Genomic DNA, 15,822 nt, shown 5'->3' with positions numbered 1-15,822 from the left:
CTAAAGCCATTTATTGGTAATTAAACGTTCTGCAATTTGAATGGTATTCCATGCAGCACCCTTGATCAGATTATCAGACACAACCCACAAATGGAAGCCTTTATCATGATCGAGGTCTTGACGGACACGCCCGACAAACACATCTTCCTGATTGGATGCACTCAGCGGCGTCGGGTATGTTTGCGTACCCGGGTCGTCTTGAAGCGTGACACCCTCAGCTCCTTTTAATACATCCCATATATCCTCCACTGTTAAACCGTCCTGTTCAACATCGACATAAACACTTTCTGCATGCGACGTGAAAAACGGCAGCCTGACGCAAGTTGCTGCGATAGCTAAATCCTGGGCGTGAAGGATTTTTTTAGATTCATTAATCATTTTCATTTCCTCAAATGTATAGCCATTATCCTGAAACACATCGATTTGCGGAAGTGCGTTAAAGGCAATCGGGTAATGTTTTTCATCCCCTTTGACAGGCAGCAGCTCTGAGGTCATCTCTTCATTGTTCAAATATTGCTTTGTCTGGTTGCTCAATTCCTCGTTTGCCTGGTTTCCTGCACCGGATACCGCCTGATAGGTGGATACAATAACACGGCTCAATCCAAATGCTTCCTGAATAGGTTTCAAAGCCGCTACCATTTGAATTGTGGAACAGTTTGGATTTGCAATAATACCGTTATGTGATTGAATGTCTGATTCGTTTACTTCAGGCACAACCAATGGTACATCTTCAGCCATTCTGTATGCACTCGTATTATCAACAACAACCGCACCGCGTTTCACTGCTTCCGGAGCTAACTTTTTAGAAACAGATCCACCAGCCGAGAACAGAGCAACATCTATATGATCGAAACTTTCCGGTTTAGCTTCTTCTACCGTCAATTCCTGATTATTAAAAAAAACCTTTTTGCCCGCTGACCGTTGTGAGGACAGCAATTTCAGTTCCTTCACCGGAAAGTCCTTATTTTCCAGCAGCTTGATGATTTTTTCTCCGACGGCTCCGGTAGCACCAACTACTGCAACATTAACTGGATTATTTTCTGCCATTCCGTATGACACCTCGCTAAAAGATTATTTTCACTTATTCTATCATATTATCATCTTTATGAGGAATAATCACGGGCTGAAGTTGTTGATCGTTTAATGCCGACTCAATGGTATCAGAGAGTAAATCCATATTGGAAACGAGTGAATTGGGTTTTTTATACGGGTCATCCTGCCCATAAGGTATAAAGTAAAAGAATTTACTTGTCATCAGCCGCATCAGGTTAACACCGTTTAAGCCTAGCGCATCATTCGTCGATATGCCCAGTACAATCGGGCTTTGATTTCGTATTGTTGCCTTCACAGCCATCAAAACGGGAGTATCTGTCAACGCATTGGCGAGCTTGCTCATGGAGTTCCCGGTTAACGGTGCAACAACCATGCAATCCAACGGTAGTGCGGGCCCCAGCGGTTCTGCCTCAGGGATGGTCTTAATCGCACGTTTTCCGGTAATGGACTCAATTCTAGCGACATGGTCATCCGCCTTCCCGAATTTGGTATCCGTATTCTGCACCGTATAGGACACAACTGGTATAACATCTGCTCCGGCCTCCATCAGTTTCTCCAGCTGTGGAAAAGTTTTCTCATATGTGCAGTGTGAACCGGTTACGCCAAATCCGATCCGTTTTCCTTCTAATGTCATCTTATCTTCTCCTCTCGTTCAAGCAACAATTGTTTAATCACATCGGCCAGGATTTTTCCGGAGGTTTTCGGAGCGACAATACCTGGCAGGCTTTTAGCCAAAATCGCTTTAATACCTCGCTGCTTGGCATAATCAAAATCAGTACCGCCAGGGTTAGAGGCGAGATCAAAAATAATCCCATGTGGCGGGAGATGTTGAATAGCATCCTTCGTAACAACCTGTGCCGGGACTGTATTAATTAATAAATCGCATTCACTTGTATAGTTATGCAATTGATCAAACGGAATAGCGGTATGTCCCAGTTCGGTAATCCTGGCCAAATCCATAATACTTTTGGCACAAACGGAAACCTTCGCCCCAAGTGCTGCAAATTTATTGGCCACTGTATTGCCGACCCGGCCAAATCCCACAACCATCACCCGGGACGAATGAATCGTATAATCCGTATGTTCGATGGCCATCATAATCATTCCCTCAGCTGTCGGAATCGAATTATAAATCGCCACATCATCCCGGCTTAATAACAGAATGAGTTCTACATTTGACGCTTCACTCACAGCATCCAGATACTGATTCGAAATGCCGGTAAAAACAACCGCTGTATCATTTAATCCATCAAACCATTCGCTTGTCAGTTGAATGGTCTGATCTGAAAATACGGTTTCCACATAGCCTTCGGAATCTGTCCCTGTGATAGGTAAAATAATCGCATCCATCTTCCTCTGTTCCAAATCGGCAAAGTCGGTTTGGTTTAATCCGGTAAATCCTTGCTCCAGTTTGTCAAAACCTACTAATGAAATCGTGGTGTCAGGCAATGCCTGCAGCTGGCGTATCAATTCCAGGTAGCGTGCATCACCGCCTATTACAGCAATTTGTTGCGTCATGACTGAAAAAATCCCTCCGTACTCCTTCTTCTGAATAGGTGTTCAAAATAGTTTATGTGTTTATTACAAGTTAGTGATTATCAAAACAAAAAAAGACCGGCATCATAAAAATATGACACCAGCCTTCGTTTAAAAGCTCTTCTATCCAATTTATTACGTGTAATCATGTGGTTCAATCATGATCATATCTTCGCCGATTTTCCGGATCGATCGCCATCTAATTTTCGTTTCGGCACCTTCTTTCTTCAGACCGAACCATTTATAATTCGGTATAATAAAAGATTCAATTTGTCCGGTTTTTTCATCGATTTCAAGATCTGTCTGACCCAGCACACCAAGTCGCGCTCCCTGATTGACATCAACGATCTCCTTGGAACTAATGTCCTTATAACGCAACAAAAACGCCCCCAAGATAACCCGTTTTACACATATATATGATCAGGGGTTCGAAACTATGCTTGAGAACTCGTCTCCGGTGCAATGAGAGCACTTGATGGTGCATACTGAAATGCAGAGTCAATGACATGCTGCATTTTTTCATGGTCAACCGCATCAATCTCTGTAATCATGTCATCCATCGAACGATGTTTGTTTAACAGTAATTCATTTCTTCCATTGCGGCTCATCCGGCTGCTGGTACTTTCCAGGCTCAGCATCAGATTCCCTTTCAATTGTTCCTTGCTGTTTCTCAATTCTTTATCCGTTAGCCCATTTTGGATGACATCTTCAACCGTTCTGCTAATGATATCTTTTAGTTGCGGCAGCTGTTCTTTTCCGGTACCGGCATAGATCGTTAATAAGCCGTTATCCAAAAATGATGCATGATATGAGAAAACAGCGTATGCCAGCCCCTGTTTTTCCCGGACTTCTTGAAAAAGCCGTGAACTCATACTGCCGCCCAAGACGTTGTTTAAAATAATCAGACTGTACATGTTTTCATCGTCTACCGGCAAACCTTTATAACCCAGGCATAAATGCGCCTGCTCTGTGTCCTTATGACGCTCAATTTGATTGCCTAAAAATGCCGGCTTCTCAACTTCTACATACCCGGCGTTTGTTTGAAACCCGTTAAAATAGCTTTCTACTGTCTGCATAAAGGAGTCATCCACATTGCCGGCAACCGAAACAACCACATTTTCAGGTGTATAATGCTCATTGATATAATTCCTTAATGTATCCGGGGTAAATGACTTCAATTGTTTTTCGGTTCCCAGTATTGGGTAACCCAATGGATGGTCACCGAACGATGCGCGCGCCAGAATATCATGGACAATATCGTCCGGGGTATCTTCATACATTTTAATTTCCTCTAAAACGACTTTTTTCTCACGTTCCATTTCTTCCTCATCAAAAGAAGAATTGAAAAACATGTCAGCCAGTATCTCCAATGCTTCTTCTTTATGTGTATCCATTACTTTTGCATAAAAACATGTATACTCTTTTGACGTAAACGCATTGACCTGCCCACCAATTGCATCAAATGCTTCAGCAATATCCTGAGGAGATCTGGTGTTGGTCCCCTTAAAAAACATATGCTCCAAAAAATGTGAAATACCATTTATTTCTTCGGTCTCATTGCGTGAGCCAGTCTTCACCCATATACCGATTGTGACAGACCGGACAGCTGGTATACTTTCTGAAACGATCCGCAGTCCGTTTTCACTCGTATGCTTTTCTACCAATGTATTTCCTCCTAAATCCTTATCTACGTTTTTAGAGGTTGTTCAAATAGTCCAGTGAAATGACGCATCGATAGGAGCTCTTCTACTATACTCTCCAGGCTATGGCGGGTACAGAAGACACCACGACGTGCGAGGAGACATACTAATGCAGGCGTCCGTCATTGCCGCAAGCATTTAGCCTGCCGGTCCTTTTCATCCTCCTATTTGAACACGCACTTTTCGTCATCTTTCAGAACTTAATAACGAATTGACAGTTCCGATTTCATATCCTTTTTCTTTTATATTTTTAATCAGTGAATCCAGTCCCTCTACTATTGGAGAAGTTGGATGCATTAACAACATGGCACCGGGATGAATATTGCTGTTCACCCGATTCATCATAACAGAAACAGATGGATTCTTCCAATCAATGGTATCGACACTCCAGAGAATCGTTTGCATATCCTGATCAGCTGCTGCTTCGACTACTTGATCATTAAAATCACCGCTTGGCGGAGCAAACCAACGAGGCGTTTCACTCGTAATAGCTTCAAGTATTTCATTGGTCCGGCTTATTTGTTCGAGTGTATCCTGTTTGGACAGGCGTGACATAACCGGGTGATCATAGGCATGATTTCCAATTACATGGCCTTGATCATGAATCATTTTAACGGTATCCGTATTTTTCATGGCCCATTTTCCTTCAACAAAAAAAGTGGCTTTTACATGGTGTTCCTTTAAAATATTCAGGATGGCTGGGATGTGTTCTGTTCCCCATGATACATTAATTAGGAATGAAACCATATCTTTATCCGGGTGCCCACGGTAAATTGGGGCAGCGGGTAAATCATCCACGGTTTTTTCGGGAGGAATTTGTTCAAACACAAGCAGCGACTCGTCAAATGTTTCATGCTTTTTCATTTTTTCATATGATTTATCAATATTCACCTTCACACCATTACGGCCGGGTATCTTTTTCCAGACTTTATCAATAACAGCGTTTTCAGGTGCTTCCTCGTATTCCGCACTTTTCCTCTGTATCTCTTCATACAGCGGATCCTTCGTGACATCGCTGACCACACTGGAAAATGTTGCGGATTCATTCATTTCAAACGGCTTATACGTAAAATCAAACGAAATTGCGACAAGCAGAACAAATACCCCTATATGTACAAACAATCGAAAGCGATGATGCATCTCCATAACCCCCCTCACTAATCCATATGAGGGGAATGGACAGGTTATGAAAAGAGGCTGTCACCAGACATTAGAATAGCGCAGAGTGCCTTGTTTACCCCTAAAAAGCTTAAGCAAGCATTTGTAGTGGCAGGCTTTGCTACGTAAAATGCTTGCTTAAGACCTCGAGGGGGCAGGCGCTGGACCTGGACATAGCTATTGCTGATAAAGAGCTTCATATAGCCAGAAATTTTACACCTTATCTTTTTAGAAAAACCCACATCACTCATTCTCCGGTGAAAGAGCCTTATTTCTTGTGGGGCAGCCATAACCTATACTGTCTGAAACAATAAAAAAGAAACTGGTTCTCCAGCTTCTTATTACAACGACTATGATTGTGATTGTGATTTTTCGTGTTTTTCCCGTTCTTCTTTTAAGACAGCTTTGCGTGAAAGATTGACACGCCCTTGGTTATCAATTTCTTTCACTTTCACCATAATCTGATCACCAATGGAAACAGCATCCTCCACTTTTTTCGTGCGTTCTTCCTGTAACTCAGATATATGAACCAAACCGTCTTTTCCTTTAAACAATTCAACAAATGCACCGAATTTTTCAATCCGCTTCACGGTTCCCAGATACATCTCACCAGCTTGTACTTCACGCACAAGATCTTCAATGATTTGTTTTGCTTGCTGATTCATATCCGCGTCTGGAGAGGAAATAAAGACACTGCCATCCTGTTCAATATCAATTTTAACCCCGGTCTCCTCAATGATCTTATTAATTTGCTTCCCGCTTGGCCCGATAACATCGCGGATTTTATCCGGATTAATGTTCATCGTCATAATTTTGGGCGCATACTGCGATAATTCTGTTCGTGGTTCATTTATTGTAGCCAGCATTGATTCCAGAATCTGCATCCGGCCTTTCCTGGCTTGTGACAATGCCTCTTCCAAAATTTCTTTGGATAGTCCGGCGATCTTAATGTCCATTTGCAGCGCGGTTACACCCTGTTCGGTTCCGGCTACTTTAAAATCCATGTCACCAAGGGCATCTTCCATGCCTTGTATATCTGTTAAAATCGTGTAGTCATCACCCGATTTAACAAGTCCCATTGCAATACCTGCAACCGGGGCTTTAATCGGCACTCCCGCATCCATCATGGCCAGTGTGCTGCCGCAGATACTTGCTTGAGACGTTGAACCGTTCGATTCCAATACCTCGGATACAAGTCTGATGGTATATGGAAAGTCCTTTTCCGACGGGACGACTTTTTCAAGAGCACGTTCTCCCAACGCCCCATGACCAATCTCTCTGCGTCCCGGTCCCCTGATCGGGCCCGTTTCACCAACACTGTATTGTGGAAAATTGTAATGGTGCATGAACCGCTTCGACTCTTCCAAATCCAGCCCGTCCAATATTTGAACATCCCCTAATGCGCCAAGTGTGCAAACACTTAATGCCTGAGTTTGTCCACGCGTAAAAAGACCGGAGCCATGTGTCCTGGGTAAGATACCAACTTTTGATGATAACGGCCGGATCTCGTCAACCTTGCGCCCGTCAGGACGGATTTTTTCTTTTGTGATCAGGCGGCGGACTTCTTCCTTGACCATGCCGTCCAACATGGATTTAGCCTGATTCACAACCTCCTCTTCTTCCTCTTCAAAAGAGGCGAGAACATCTTCTTTGACCTGACTTATCGCTTCTTCCCGGGCTTTTTTGCCGTCTGTCCGGATCGCTTCAAGCAATCTGCCTCTGGCCTGTTCCTCAAGTTTGGCAACCAGCGTGTCAGCTGCTGAGTCAGCATTGAATTCCAGTTTCTGCATTCCAACTGCTTCAATGATTGTCTCCTGAAATTCAATCAGGCGAATGATTTCCTGATGTCCGAACATAATGGCTTCAAGCATGATGTCTTCAGGAACTTCTTCTGCTCCTGCTTCCACCATATTTATCGCACTTTTTGTTCCGGCAACGGTCAAATCGATATCACTTTTCTCTTCCTGTTTGACCGTCGGGTTAATAACAAATTCACCATCAACGCGTCCAACATGTACACCTGCTATCGGCTCTGAAAACGGAATATCGGAAATAGAAAGTGCGATCGATGAACCAATCATCGCCGCAATTTCGGTTGAGCAGTCCTGATCAACACTCATGACCGTACTGATAACTTGCACTTCATTGCGATACCCATCAGGAAAAAGCGGTCGGATCGGACGGTCAATCAACCGGGATGTTAACGTCGCTTTTTCACTTGGACGTCCTTCCCGTTTAATAAATCCTCCCGGAATTTTCCCTACCGCATATAACCGCTCCTCATAATTTACCGTTAACGGGAAAAAGGGCAGGTCTTTTGGTTTATCAGATGCCGTTGCCACTGACAATACGGATGTATCGCCATAGCGGATCATACATGCACCGTTTGCCTGTTTCGCCAGTTCTCCGGTTTCTACAGTGAATGTGCTTCCTGCTATTTCCGTGGAGAACGTTTTTTTCTCTTCTGTCATTCGTCATAAAACTCCTTTCTGAAACACTTACTGCTTTCATTTTATAGTTAATAAGCGTAAATGTAAATTTTATGTATGCAGGAAGAAGAAAAAAGCAGGATTTCTCCTGCTTTTTTATCCTTACCTGCGTAGGCCTAGTTTTTTAATTAAGTCACGATAGCGTGTAACATCGTTCTTTCGCAGGTAGTTCAGCAGGTTACGGCGCTTACCTACCATTTTCAAAAGGCCGCGGCGTGAATGATGATCTTTCGTGTGAACGCGCAGATGCTCGTTTAGTTTTGTAATATCCTCGGTCAATACAGCAATCTGTACTTCCGGGGATCCAGTATCATTATCATGTACCTTATATTCACTGATAATCTCATTCTTGCGTTCCTTTGTGATAGCCATTCGGCTCACCTCCATTAATTGATTAATATCCCCGATCCCCCAGCAATCGTCGGAGTTACGATTTGCCAAGCGATGGTTTACGTACTCAAGATTACATCTTTTTTTAATAAAATGCAAGAGAAAGCATACATTTTATGATGTGAGATAGAGCGAAACTTCACTCATGGATGTTTTTGCCACATAGTGGAACAAAGACTATAAACGCCACGGCAAGCCTCAACGTCCCTCAAGACCTGCATCGTGCAGGACCGAACCGAATCAAATATTCACGGAAACTTTAGTGTCCGTTACATACAGAACCGAAATAGTTGCGAATCTGCTCCTCGTCTTTTTCAATTTGTTCGATAAGTTTTTCGGCACTGTTAAATTTGATTTCCTCGCGCATATATTGATGCCATTCCAGGACAAGTTCTTCACCATACAAATCATTATTGTAATCAAATATATTAACCTCAATGATGGGCTCGTCCCGATCCAGTGTAAACGTTGGATTATAACCTAAGCTGGCCATTCCTTCGTATACTTCATTTTTAAAGCGTACTTTGACAGCATAGACCCCTATTTTTGGCAACAATGCGTCAGAGTCGATTTCTAAATTAGCTGTCGGGTACCCGATTTCCCTTCCGCGTTTATCGCCTTCTTTGACAATACCCCGGATCACCAGCGGCCTGCCCAGCAGTTCATTGGCTTCTCCGATTTGGCCGGACTTCAGCAGTTCTCTTATCCTCGTAGAACTTATTTTCAGATCTCCTGATTGAACTTTATCAATCACGGTTACATCAAATAATCTTCTTGAATGTTCATGAATCACCTGCATATTCCCTTTGCCCTTATGGCCATACGTATAATCAAATCCGGCGACAAGGAATTTAATATTTAAGTTGATAATGAAATGGTCGATGAATGTCTGCGGCTCAAGTGACGATAATTCCTTATTAAATGTAATGATATAGAGCCGATCAACACCAAGTTGCTGCAGTATTTCCTGCTTTTCCCTGAGCGGTGTAATGTATTGGACATGCTGGATGTCTTTCTTCAATACAACTGATGGATGCGGATGAAACGTAATCACAGCACTTTCCATATTTCTGGACTTCGCCTCATTTACTGCTGTTCTAATCACCTTTTGATGGCCCTTATGAATCCCATCAAAAAACCCGATGGCAGCAGCTGTTTCGGGTAGTTCATCCAATATTAGTGTATGAGGATAAGCTAATTTGATTGTCCGCAAATGACGTCACCTGCACTTTTTTTATTCATGATTAAACACGCGTACCGGCTTCATGATAGTGTCATTATCCGGATGTGTCTTATAGACTGCTATGACTTGTTTATCAAACCTGACCAAAAAAGGTTCTGTTTCAGGCGTGTGATGGGGCTTTGGCAGTTTTTGTCCATACAGAACTCGTTTTCGTGTGTCTTTATCCACATCAATAGATGGCATATGTCTCAGACAGTTCCCGATTGGCAACAGTAATTCATTCTGTCTTTCTTCCTTAACTGCCTGTTCAATCTCGCTAAATGTACTTGTATCTTCTTGACTGATGGCACCTGTTTCCATTCTATACAAGTCAGACATATGTGCAGGATACCCAAGCAAATTGCCGATATTGACACATAGCGTGCGTATATATGTACCTTTTGAACATACCACTTTCAGCCAAAAACGGTCATGATGACAATTCTTCTTCAATTGCTCAAGCTGATAGATAAAAACCGTGCGTCTCGGGCGCTCAACATGCTCATTCATCCTAGCATATTCGTACAATTTTTTCCCGTTGACCTTCACAGCAGAGTACATTGGGGGCACTTGCATGATCTCTCCCTGGAACAATTGTAACACGTTTTCAATTTTTTGTTGAGACGGGGGATGGATGACATGTTTCGTTTCGACCACTTCCCCTTGGCTGTCTTCAGTTTCTGTTGATATCCCAAGCTTCACTTCTGTTATGTATGTTTTTTTTGTGTCTGTCAGAAAAGGTACGATTTTTGTTGCCTGGCCAATACAGAGAGGCAGAACCCCTTCAACGTCCGGATCAAGCGTCCCAGTATGTCCGATTTTTTTTAAGTGTAATAATTTACGTGTTTTCAGGACACAATCATGTGACGTTATTCCTTTTGGTTTCCATAAGGGTAAAATGCCATTCATACTATCAGCTCCAATAATCTCTCTAAACATGCTGAAAACAAAGGCTTAACCAGACATCCCAGTGAAAGCCTTTGTTTATTTGTGGAATCAGGATCAAAACTCATTTCCGACACTATCAGGGAAAATTTGCCCGTTAATAAGTCAGATTAACGGAGGTATCTTGTCGCTCATTGGTTTAAATCGCGCAGTATTTTCTCAATGCGATTGCCGTATTCGTATGCTTCATCGAATTCAAATGTTATCTCCGGTGTCTTCCTCAGCCGTATACGTTTGCCGATTTCCGAGCGGATAAACCCTTTTGCTTTAGCAAGACCAACAAGTGTTTCATGTTTTTCATCTTCACTGCCAAGAACGGAAATAAATATTTTGGCCTGCTGCAGATCCCCGGTAACTTCCACATCGGTAACTGTGACAAATCCGATGCGCGGATCTTTAATTTTTTGACCTATCAGTTCGCCCAGTTCTTTTTTTATCTGTTCTGCTACTCGATTTGCACGGATATCACTCATTTTGAATCACCTCTTATGGATGGTCTTCCCCCATGCTATAGGAATTCAACATTCGTTGTCGTACGTTCAAGTTCTGTAAATGTGTCAACGGTTTTTAATGCCGCCTGAATTACCTGCTCAGCATGTATTTTTTCATTCGACAGTGTGACAATGCCAAGCTTCATTCGTTGCCATAAATCATGATAGTCCAGCTCTGTAACGGCCACATTTAATTCATTCCGCAATTTAGCGATGATTCGTTTCATGATGGAGCGCTTTTGTTTTAGAGATTGACCTTCATACAGCATGCATTCCACTTCAGCATAAACGATCATGTCCGTTCAATTTCTTCCATAACGAATGCTTCGAGTATGTCGCCTTCTTTAATGTCGTTAAAGTTTTTAATCGTTACCCCGCACTCGTAATTTTTCGCGACTTCTTTGACATCGTCTTTAAAGCGTTTCAGTGTGTCAATTTCGCCTTCAAATTGAACCACGCCATCACGGATCAGACGTACGCCTGAATCACGGGTGATTTTACCGTCGGTTACATAGCTGCCGGCAATAGTCCCGATTTTAGATACTTTGAACGTTTCACGGACTTCCGCCTGCCCGATGACTTTTTCTTGATATACCGGATCAAGCATTCCTTTCATGGCAGACTCGATTTCTTCAATCACTTTATAAATAACACGATGTAACCGTACATCGACTTTCTCGGATTCTGCGGCTTTTTTCGCATTGGTATCCGGCCGTACATTAAATCCGATCACAATGGCATTCGATGCTGAGGCCAAAATGATGTCTGATTCCTTAATGGCACCAACACCAGTATGAATGATCTTGATGTTGACACCTTCCACATCAATTTTTTCAAGTGATGATGCCAATGCTTCAGCGGATCCTTGAACATCTGCTTTAATGACAACGTTAATTTCTTTCATTTCGCCTTGTTTAATCTGTTCGAATAAATCATCAATGCTTACCTTAGATGATTCGGACCGATTTTCCCGAATATGCTTCTCTTCACGCGCTTCACCGACCTGACGCGCTTTTTTCTCATCCGAAAATACAAGAAATTGATCACCGGCTTGCGGTACACTGTTTAGTCCGGTTATTTCCACAGGTGTGGATGGGCCTGCTGCTTGAACGCGTCTTCCCTCATCATTGACCATTGCACGAACACGTCCGAACGTATTGCCGACAACGACGGAATCACTGACATGCAATGTACCGTTCTGGAGAAGCAAGGTTGCGACAGGTCCTTTGCCTTTATCAAGCTGGGCTTCGATAACAGTGCCGAACGCAGCTGCTTTTGGATTTGCTTTCAGTTCTTCTATTTCCGAAACAAGCTGAAGCATTTCCAGAAGGCTATCGATCCCTTCCAGTTTGAAGGCGGACATGTTAACAAAGATCGTTTTTCCTCCCCAGTCTTCAGGAACCAGTTCATATTCCGTCAGTTCCTGCATGACACGATCAGGGTTGGCCCCTTCTTTATCCATTTTGTTAACAGCAACGATGATCGGTACGTCAGCTGCTTTTGCGTGATTAATGGCTTCAACAGTCTGCGGCATAACACCATCATCTGCAGCAACGACTAAAACAGCAATGTCGGTAACTTGTGCACCGCGAGACCGCATGCTAGTAAACGCAGCATGACCAGGAGTGTCAAGAAATGTTAGTTTTTTGCCGTCATTTTCAACCTGATAGGCACCAATATGCTGGGTAATGCCGCCTGCTTCACCTTCCGTTACTTTTGTGTGACGGATGGCATCCAACAGTGTCGTTTTACCATGGTCGACGTGGCCCATAATCGTGACAACAGCCGGGCGTTCGACCAGGTCAGCCGGATTATCTTCCTTAAGGTACTTATCAAAATCGGTGTCTTCCAAAATGATTTCTTTTTCAACCTCCACACCGAATTCGTCGCACAGTAGTTCAACCGTGTCATCATCAAGATCCTGATTTTTGTTGGCCATTACGCCCAGAGACATCAGTTTTTTAATGATCTCTGAAGTGCCCTTGTTTAACTTCCCAGCTAAATCACTTACCGTTAATGTATCGCTATAAGTAATTTTGGACGGCGTTTCTTTAACCGGCTTCTGTTGCTGCGGCTTGGACGCGGATTTGTTATGATGACGTTTATTGCCGTTTTGATGCTTTTTATTCTTATTTTGCTGTTGTGGGTTGCGGCGCCCGTTCTGATCATTTCGCTTTCTGTTCGGTTTTCCATTCTTTCCCCGGTTTGAACCGTTCTTCGCTTGATTGGGTCTATTCTGATGTTGTTGCTGATTATGATTGGAATTTGTACTTTTATTGGATTGTTGTTTTGGTGCGAACTTTTCATCCAATTTCACAATGGTTTCGATTGAAACCGTCGACATGTGATTTTTTACATCAATGTTTAAATCTTTTAAATGTTGAATGACTTCTTTACTCGTCGTTTTATTTTGTTTTGCATATTCATATATACGCATTTTGCTCATATGTCCACCCCCAAGATTAATTACCCCAGCAGCGAGTTGATTTTGGCAGCGAATCCCGCATCCAAAATAGCTACAGCCACTCTTTGAGGTTTTCCGATAGCATTTGATAAGGTTTCCCTATCATCAACTATTTCAAAAGGCACTTCATAAGTTTTGCACTTGTTTATGATTTTTTTTCGTGTCCGGGGTCCTACATCACTTGCCAGCAAAACAAGTTTCGCTTTTTTTTGCTGGATAGCTTTTACAATCGTTTCTTCCCCCAGTGAACACTTTCTGGCGCGATAAGCCAGCCCAATCAGATTTAAATAATCAGCCTTCATTTGTATGACCTGTAACGAACTGTTTTAATTCTTCATAAATCGAAGGACCGATTTCAGCATTCAGCTGTCGGCTTAAAATCCCGGTTTTTTCGGCCTGCTCTATCACCGCTGAATCATTCGTTACATAAGCTCCGCGTCCGTTTTTTTTGCCTGATGGGTCAACAAAGACCTCACCTTCTTTATTCCGGACGATGCGGATCAATTCTTGTTTTGGTTTCATTTCATTCGTTACGACACATTTCCGCTGTGGTATTTTCCGCTTCTTTTTGGCCATCCGGGCTACCTCCCCATTCCTGGAAAAACTCGCTATTCACTGGTATATAGGGAATGCTAAAGTTTTTCTTATAAGGTTTGCCATCAGTTATAACACTGATGTTAAAACAAATCTTCGTCGTTGTCGGAATAAGAATCGTCATCCTGCTCATCTTCGTCATAATCGGTTATAAGCCCCTCTTCACGAGCCTGTGATTCACTTTTGATATCAATCTTCCATCCGGTTAATTTTGCAGCCAGACGAGCATTTTGTCCACGTTTCCCAATTGCCAGTGATAATTGATAGTCCGGTACAATGACGGTGGTTGCCTTGTCTTCTTCGTTAACCAGAACATCAACAACTTTCGATGGGCTTAGTGCGTTGGAAACATAAACAACCGGATCTTCCGACCATTCAACAACATCAATTTTTTCACCTTTCAATTCATCTACGATCACTTGTATCCGCTGACCCTTCTGACCGACACAAGAACCGACAGCATCGATTTCCGGATCATCAGCATGGACGGATATTTTAGAGCGGTCTCCCGCTTCACGCGCGACTGATTTGATTTCAACCGTACCATCATATATTTCCGGCACTTCCATTTCAAATAAGCGTTTTAATAACCCTGGGTGTGTACGCGATATATAAATCTGCGGCCCCTTGCTTGTGTTTTCGACTTTATTGACAAACACTTTCAGGCGGTCATGCACATAGTAATCCTCAGTAGGCATCTGTTCCGACTCAGCCAGTTTTGCCTCAATTTTACCCAGATTGACATAAACAAACCGCGGATCTTTCCGGGAAATAATACCGGTCATGATATCTTCTTCACGGTCAACATATTCACTGAAAATGACACCGCGTTCCGCTTCCCTAACACGTTGCGTTACAACTTGTTTCGCTGCCTGAGCAGCAATACGCCCGAAATCTTTTGGTGTCACTTCGACTTCAATCACATCGTCCGGCTCATAGTTCGGATCCATTTCTCTCGCTTCCTCAAGCGCTATTTCCTCAAGGTCGTTTTCAACTTCCTCAACAACCGTTTTTCGGGAAAAAACACGCATTGATGCCGAGTCCTCATCAATATCCACACGTACGTTTGTGGCAGACTTGAAATTCTTCTTATAAGCAGAAATCAAGGCAGCTTCCAATGCCTCCATTAGGACATCCTTGTCAATTCCTTTTTCTTTTTCCAAATAATCAATCGCATCAAACAACTGATCGCTCACTTTTTTGTTCCCCCTTTACAATGATACCGCGAGTCTTGCTTTAGCTATTTTTCCATACGGTATTTCTTCCTGTTTATCACGGGTCTTCCATTTATAAGCAATGATTGCTTTTTCATCCGTAAACGCCACCAATGTTCCTTCGTATTCTTTTTCACCATTAATTGGTTCATAGAGCTTCAAATGAACACGGCTGCCTATATTTTTTTCGAAATCCGCTTTGGACTTCAACGGGCGTTCAACTCCTGGTGACGATACTTCCAAAAAATAGGCTCCTTTGACCGGATCGTTCTTATCCAGTTTTTCACCCAGCTGTTCTGACACGGTGCCACATTCATCAATATCGACACCGCCTTCTTTATCAATATAAACCCGCAAGAACCAATTTTTGCCTTCTTTTACATATTCAATGTCCACTAATTCTAATCCTTTTTCCTGTAAAATCGGTTCGATTAATTCTTCGGTTGTCTTCACGATTTCGGAGCTCAATACATATCCTCCTTTATTCGATTGTCATTACGGCTTAGTATGGACTATACTCGGCCATTTCATTTGCACGCAGTATTCAAAACGTTGCATCTGAGTAA

The 15,822-nt window shown here is 42.8% G+C and carries 17 protein-coding genes; all 17 read right to left on the bottom strand.

Annotated features, from left to right (window positions below; genetic code table 11):
• Complete coding sequence (gene asd / locus E4U82_RS02000; protein ID WP_135108354.1) at positions 1-1,047, bottom strand: aspartate-semialdehyde dehydrogenase; 1,047 nt, start codon at positions 1,045-1,047, stop codon at positions 1-3.
• A gap of 34 nt (positions 1,048-1,081) precedes the next feature.
• Positions 1,082-1,687 carry a dipicolinate synthase subunit B gene (gene dpaB / locus E4U82_RS01995; protein WP_135108353.1) on the bottom strand — a complete coding sequence of 202 codons (606 nt, stop codon included), beginning with the start codon at positions 1,685-1,687 and terminating at the stop codon, positions 1,082-1,084.
• Positions 1,684-2,571, bottom strand: coding sequence for a dipicolinic acid synthetase subunit A (gene dpaA, locus E4U82_RS01990; RefSeq protein WP_135108352.1), 888 nt, complete (start codon positions 2,569-2,571; stop codon positions 1,684-1,686). The genes dpaB and dpaA overlap by 4 nt, the downstream gene beginning before the upstream one ends.
• 153 nt (positions 2,572-2,724) lie before the next feature.
• On the bottom strand, positions 2,725-2,967 hold the full coding sequence (locus tag E4U82_RS01985; RefSeq protein WP_209300522.1) for a YlmC/YmxH family sporulation protein: 243 nt from the start codon (positions 2,965-2,967) through the stop codon (positions 2,725-2,727).
• Between the two features lie 56 nt (positions 2,968-3,023).
• Positions 3,024-4,253 (bottom strand): M16 family metallopeptidase, encoded by a 1,230-nt coding sequence (locus tag E4U82_RS01980; RefSeq protein ID WP_135108350.1) that lies wholly within the window; start codon positions 4,251-4,253, stop codon positions 3,024-3,026.
• 222 nt (positions 4,254-4,475) lie between these two features.
• A complete protein-coding gene (locus tag E4U82_RS01975; RefSeq protein ID WP_135108349.1) occupies positions 4,476-5,429 on the bottom strand; it encodes a polysaccharide deacetylase family protein in 954 nt (317 codons plus the stop codon).
• Positions 5,430-5,797: 368 nt separating this feature from the next.
• Positions 5,798-7,918 (bottom strand): polyribonucleotide nucleotidyltransferase, encoded by a 2,121-nt coding sequence (pnp, locus tag E4U82_RS01970; protein WP_135108348.1) that lies wholly within the window; start codon positions 7,916-7,918, stop codon positions 5,798-5,800.
• Positions 7,919-8,038: 120 nt separating this feature from the next.
• A complete protein-coding gene (gene rpsO, locus E4U82_RS01965; protein ID WP_135108347.1) occupies positions 8,039-8,308 on the bottom strand; it encodes a 30S ribosomal protein S15 in 270 nt (89 codons plus the stop codon).
• Between the two features lie 277 nt (positions 8,309-8,585).
• Positions 8,586-9,539 (bottom strand): riboflavin biosynthesis protein RibF, encoded by a 954-nt coding sequence (gene ribF, locus E4U82_RS01960; RefSeq protein WP_135108346.1) that lies wholly within the window; start codon positions 9,537-9,539, stop codon positions 8,586-8,588.
• A 21-nt stretch (positions 9,540-9,560) separates the two neighbouring features.
• Entirely contained in the window at positions 9,561-10,457 is an 897-nt protein-coding gene (truB, locus tag E4U82_RS01955) for a tRNA pseudouridine(55) synthase TruB (RefSeq protein WP_135108345.1), read from the bottom strand.
• A gap of 167 nt (positions 10,458-10,624) precedes the next feature.
• The gene (gene rbfA, locus E4U82_RS01950; RefSeq protein WP_135108344.1) at positions 10,625-10,966 is read right to left on the bottom strand and encodes a 30S ribosome-binding factor RbfA; all 342 of its coding nucleotides are present in this window, start codon (positions 10,964-10,966) and stop codon (positions 10,625-10,627) included.
• A gap of 35 nt (positions 10,967-11,001) precedes the next feature.
• Positions 11,002-11,280, bottom strand: coding sequence for a DUF503 domain-containing protein (locus E4U82_RS01945; protein WP_135108343.1), 279 nt, complete (start codon positions 11,278-11,280; stop codon positions 11,002-11,004).
• A complete protein-coding gene (gene infB, locus E4U82_RS01940) occupies positions 11,277-13,430 on the bottom strand; it encodes a translation initiation factor IF-2 (RefSeq protein ID WP_135108342.1) in 2,154 nt (717 codons plus the stop codon). Before infB ends, E4U82_RS01945 begins: the two co-directional genes overlap by 4 nt.
• A gap of 20 nt (positions 13,431-13,450) precedes the next feature.
• Positions 13,451-13,750: a L7Ae/L30e/S12e/Gadd45 family ribosomal protein gene (locus E4U82_RS01935; RefSeq protein WP_135108341.1), complete on the bottom strand. Its 300-nt coding sequence runs from the start codon at positions 13,748-13,750 to the stop codon at positions 13,451-13,453.
• The gene (gene rnpM / locus E4U82_RS01930) at positions 13,740-14,024 is read right to left on the bottom strand and encodes an RNase P modulator RnpM (protein ID WP_135108340.1); all 285 of its coding nucleotides are present in this window, start codon (positions 14,022-14,024) and stop codon (positions 13,740-13,742) included. The genes E4U82_RS01935 and rnpM overlap by 11 nt, the downstream gene beginning before the upstream one ends.
• A 101-nt stretch (positions 14,025-14,125) precedes the next feature.
• Positions 14,126-15,238: a transcription termination factor NusA gene (gene nusA, locus E4U82_RS01925; RefSeq protein ID WP_135108339.1), complete on the bottom strand. Its 1,113-nt coding sequence runs from the start codon at positions 15,236-15,238 to the stop codon at positions 14,126-14,128.
• A gap of 15 nt (positions 15,239-15,253) precedes the next feature.
• Complete coding sequence (gene rimP, locus E4U82_RS01920; RefSeq protein WP_135108338.1) at positions 15,254-15,724, bottom strand: ribosome maturation factor RimP; 471 nt, start codon at positions 15,722-15,724, stop codon at positions 15,254-15,256.
• Positions 15,725-15,822: the final 98 nt, after the last annotated feature.

The sequence above is a fragment of the Lentibacillus salicampi genome (genome assembly GCF_004565465.1).
Classification (GTDB): domain Bacteria; phylum Bacillota; class Bacilli; order Bacillales; family Amphibacillaceae; genus Lentibacillus; species Lentibacillus salicampi.
The sequence above is the reverse complement of the archived record's forward strand: the minus strand, read 5'-3'. Positions and strand labels throughout refer to the sequence as shown.